The sequence below is a fragment of the Rosettibacter primus genome (genome assembly GCF_036860675.1).
In the GTDB taxonomy this organism is placed as follows: Bacteria; Bacteroidota; Ignavibacteria; order Ignavibacteriales; family Melioribacteraceae; genus Rosettibacter; species Rosettibacter primus.
Genome location: NZ_JAYKGK010000020.1, coordinates 1 through 5,223, shown reverse-complemented (window position 1 = coordinate 5,223; position 5,223 = coordinate 1). Strand labels below are relative to the sequence as shown.

The 5,223-nt window shown below is 31.7% G+C and carries 2 protein-coding genes and 1 tRNA gene; 1 reads left to right on the top strand and 2 read right to left on the bottom strand.

Features of this window, described 5'->3' with window-relative positions; genetic code table 11:
• Positions 1-88: 88 nt before the first annotated feature.
• Together VJY32_RS14250 and VJY32_RS14245 are read right to left on the bottom strand one after the other, a co-directional pair.
• Positions 89-179, bottom strand: a tRNA-Ser gene (locus tag VJY32_RS14250).
• 54 nt (positions 180-233) lie between these two features.
• Positions 234-2,471, bottom strand: a complete 2,238-nt coding sequence (locus VJY32_RS14245) for a TonB-dependent receptor (RefSeq protein ID WP_353678600.1) — start codon at positions 2,469-2,471, stop codon at positions 234-236.
• 654 nt (positions 2,472-3,125) lie between these two features.
• Between VJY32_RS14245 and acs the strand changes: the two genes are divergently transcribed.
• Complete coding sequence (gene acs / locus VJY32_RS14240; protein ID WP_353678599.1) at positions 3,126-5,018, top strand: acetate--CoA ligase; 1,893 nt, start codon at positions 3,126-3,128, stop codon at positions 5,016-5,018.
• The last annotated feature ends 205 nt before the right edge of the window (positions 5,019-5,223 follow it).

Sequence of the window (5,223 nt, the reverse complement as noted above, 5' to 3'; positions counted from 1 at the left end):
AGTCATTAGTTTGACCAACATAAGTACGATTATGAGAAGGAGAGTAAAGTATGTAAACAAAATATTCCATTGAAGAGATATAACTTCGCGGAGAGGGCGAGATTCGAACTCGCGATAGAGGTTTAAGCCCCTATGGCGGTTTAGCAAACCGCTGCCTTCAGCCACTCGGCCACCTCTCCACACTTTGAAAAGAAAAGTCTAAATTTTATGACGCCAATATAATAATCACATAATTAAAATAAAAATTTATAACTCATTTGAAGATTTCTTCCTGGCATATATGCAAAATTTTTTATTGAAGATAAATGATCTTTATAAGGCTGGTCTAATAAATTTTCAATCTTTAAACTAATTATATGAAAAAATTTCCCAGTTAATATTTTTACTCCACAATAAATATCAACAATTCCATAACCTTTTGTAGGTTTTTCTTCGGCTGCTGTCTTATTTTGTGCTTCTGCTAATTTCCATTGATAACCAAACCAATAATTGTCTGTGAAATATCTTTGTTCAATTGAAAATCTAAATGGTGGCATTTGTGGTAAATTTTCTTTTGTATCCCTTACAATGCCTCTTACATAATCCATCATGACTGTTAAAGATAAATTTCTGGTAAATTCATACTGAGCAATTAATTCAAATCCATAAATAGATGCATTTGATTGTGAATAAATAAATACTGGATAACCGGAAGTGTCGTTAAATTTGTTTGATGCTGCATCATAAAAATAATTTGTTGGTTTTCGGTAAATGAAATTATTAAGCATATTGTGATAACTGCTGAGCTCAACTAAGTGATTTGCTTTTCTTACTCGTAAGCCTAAATCAAATCCAAGATTGTTTTCTTTATTAAGATTTCGATTACCAATATCAAAGGCAGCTGTAGCTTCATGAATTGCATAGGAAGAAAGTTCTTCCACTGTTGGTGCTCGAAATGCATTTGCAATATTTGAAAACAAAGATACATCATCAGAAATGTTATAAGAAATTCCAACTGAACCGCTGAAAGAAAGATAATTTTTCTCTTCTGCAGGGAAATGTGTATCAGAAATTATCGATTCAGGAATTACTACTCGATTATTTTCAATTCGAACACCTAACTGCATATTTAATTTGTTGATTCTTATTTGTTCGAATATGTATGCAGCAATTCCATCGTAATTTGCATTAGGTGTAAATGCTTCATCGCCAAAAACATTGTAATTTTGTTTTTGATACCAGAGCCCAAAAACACCAGAAATATTTTTTGTCTGCCATAGGCGTATTGGTTTGTGTTTGAAGGATAAATCAAAGCTGTATGATTTTAATCCGAACGAAGTTCCTGTTTCCCCTGTTGCTCTTAATATTTCTTTATGTTCATAATTTTGATAACCAGCTTTAAGACTAAAATTGTTTACAAAAAAATTAATCTTATCACTTTCAATCAAAAAACGATATTCTTTTTTCTTCATATTAATTTTTATTTGCTCTTCATCATTGAAAAAGGTTGGAATACCATAACTGTTAAAATAATCTTTAATACTGATTCCACTTCTTAAAAAAGATGGGATAAAAGCAAATCCAAGCTGATATCCTCTTGAAAATTGGTCGGAATTAAAAACTGAAGAACCATTGCCGTCAGTATAATCTTTGCTATACCGATTAAAATAATTTGAATGAAAAGAAAATTTATCAAATCCAAAATGTATATCGCTGCTAATATTTAATTCTTTATTGACAGAAGAATTTTCAAAATTTATATCACCAATCAACCCTTTCGAAATATAGTTTGGAATATCTTCTGTGATGATATTTACAACTCCTCCAATTGCATTGCTACCGTAGAGTAAACTTGCAGGACCTCGAAGTACTTCAATTTTTTCTGGAGTATTTCCATCTGCTGATATTGCATGGTCGTCCGATGTATTGGATAAATCTCCCATTCTTAGACCATTTTCTAAGATTAGTACTCTATTGTTGCTAAAGCCACGAATAATTGGTCTTGCAGCAGCAATTCCATTAGAACGCATTGCAATACCAGGCTGAAAGTTTAGTATTTGAGCTATGCTGATATTTCTTTTTATCTGAAGTTCTAAGTTAGAAATTGATAAAGTGCTTTGAGATAAATTTTTGGGGTCAATTGACAATGGATTTCCAGTTACAACAACTTCTTGTAAATTAATTATTCCTTCTTCAAGTTTTATTACAATCGGTTCAATTGAAGGAATCGTGATTTTTCTTGTTATTGTTTTATGACCGATATAGGAAAATTTTAAAGAGTATGTTCCGCTCTTCAAATTATTGAATTCAAATTTCCCATCGGTATCAGTTGTTGTCCCTATTTTTAATTCTTCTATTAAAACATTAACACCTATCAAAGGCGTATCATCTTTTTCTTCTTTAACATAACCAATTAATGAAAAAGTTTGTGCATCAATAATTATTGTAATCCATAAATATATGATTAGTATAAAAATATTTATCTTCTTCATTTTGAATCTCCTCAATCAAATTTAGTTTTTATATCATTTCCAAGCATGCTTAATGCAGACGAAAATGAATTATGAATTTTGAACTCAATGTCATACTGAACGAAGTGAAGAATCTCTTATCTCTAAAATATTATGACGATGACCGCTTCAGATTTTTACGTTTAGAAAAATATTTTATTGATTACAAAAAATGTTTGATTAATAGAGAAATATTTCTTGGATTAATTGGGGAGGGGATCGGAGTGTGAGTGTTGTAAATAAATTTTTTATAGGAATATCTGTTTGTGCTTTTTGAATCAAAGGTATAGTTTGATTCAAATAAATGAGAATTGATGAAGTAATTAATTGAGCATTAAAACTGTGATTGAAAAACTGCTCAACACTGCATAATCCTGATTCATTTTTAAATGGATCAGAAATATTTAATTCATTAGAAAGGGATATATAACCATAAGATTTTATTTCATGTTTATGAATGTGAAATACATCTAAACATAAAATCGAAAAGTATAAAACAATAAATACCCAGGTGATAGTATGTTTAATCTTACCATTCATAAAATTTTTTATTGATTATAAAGGACTCAAAGTTTATTTTCAACTGCAAATCTAAAGACATAAAGTCTAATTATCAATATTATTAAAGGAGGAAATATGTTAAACAAAAAATTACACGGGGAAGTATATTATCCAAGTGAGGATGTTTTAAATAAATCGCATATAAAAAATTGGGATGAACTAAATGAACTTGCAAAGAAAGATTATGAAGGATTCTGGTCAAAAATGGCTGATGAATTGCATTGGTTTAATAAATGGGAAAAAGTAATTGATGATTCTAATAAACCTTTTTATAAATGGTTTACTAAAGCAAAAACTAATATTGTTTATAATTGTCTTGATGTTCATATCAAAACTTATCGAAGAAACAAATTAGCTTTAATATGGGAGGGAGAGAATGGAGATTTACGAACAATGTCCTATTATGCTTTACACCGTGAAGTATGCAAATTTTCAAATGTATTGAAAAGTATGGGAGTACAAAAGGGTGACCGCGTTACAATTTATATGGGAAGGATTCCAGAAATTATAATTGCGATGTTAGCATGTGCAAGAATAGGTGCAATTCATTCTGTTGTTTATGGAGGATTTTCTGTTGAATCTCTTGCAGAAAGAATTGAAGACAGCAACTCGAAAGTGTTAATTGTAGCAGATGGAGCTTATCAACGCGGAAAAATAGTTCCATTAAAACAAATAGCAGACGAAGCATTACAAAGATGCGGCACAGTAGAACATGTGTTAGTTGTTAAAAGAACCGGTCAGGAAATAAATATGGAACAGGGCAGAGATATGTGGTATCACGAATTAATGAATTTACCAATTGCAAATCAAAATTGTGCATTAGAAATCATGGATACTGAAGATCCGCTTTTTATACTTTACACTTCTGGTACAACAGGAAAACCAAAAGCAATTTTACATACCCACGGCGGTTATATGGTCGGTGTTTATACAACATTAAAATATGTATTTGATATTCATGAAGAAGACCGTTATTGGTGTGCTGCAGACCCTGGCTGGATTACGGGACATAGTTATATAGTCTATGGTCCTTTATTAAATGGGGCTACATCTTTTATGTATGAAGGAGCACCAAATTTCCCATATCCAAATCGTTGGTGGCAGATGATTGAAAAGTATGGTATTAATATTCTCTACACCGCACCAACTGCTATAAGAGGTTTGATGAGATTTGGTGAAGCCTGGGTCAAAAGACATGATTTATCTTCATTAAGATTATTAGGCTCAGTTGGGGAACCAATTAATCCTGAAGCTTGGAAATGGTATTATAAAGTTGTTGGAAAAGAAAAATGCCCAATTATGGATACATGGTGGCAAACAGAAACTGGAATGTTTATGATAACACCATTACCTTGTGTCCCACTTAAACCAGGTTCTGCTACAAGACCATTTCCAGGAATAGAAATGGATATTGTTGATGAAAATGGAAATTCAGTCAAACCAAATGAAGAAGGTTATCTTGTAATTAAAACTCCATGGCCCGCAATGATAAGAACAGTTTACAAGGACCCCGAACGATATATTCAACAATATTGGAGTAAATTCCCCGGCATGTACTTAACTGGCGATAGTGCACGTAAAGATGAAGATGGTTATTTCTGGATAATTGGTAGAGTTGATGATGTTATTAAAGTATCAGGATATAGATTAGGAACTGCAGAAATTGAAAGTGCATTAGTAAGTCATCCAGCAGTTGCTGAAGCAGCAGCTATTGGACTGCCTCATGAAGTAAAAGGGAATGCAATTTATGCTTATGTAATTCTTCGTAATGGCTATGAAAAATCTACTGCATTAATTGAAGAACTAAGACAACATGTAAGTCACGAAGTCGGTCCAATTGCAAAACCTGAACATATTGAATTTGTTGACTCATTACCCAAAACTCGAAGCGGAAAAATTATGAGAAGAGTCCTAAAAGCAAGAGCATTAGGACAAGACCCTGGAAATATATCTACATTGGAAGAATAAAAGATTAAGAAATAGAAATATTTTATAAACTGAAATAACAGGATTGCAAGAATATGCTAAAATAAAAGATGTAAGTCGAATTTTATCTCGATAAAAGTAAGTTTTGCTATTTGAGATTCTTCATTCCGCTTCGCTCCATTCAGAATGACAGTGTTATTTCTTTTCTGTCATTCTGAGGAATTCGCCATTATTTTCTCCCTGTCAT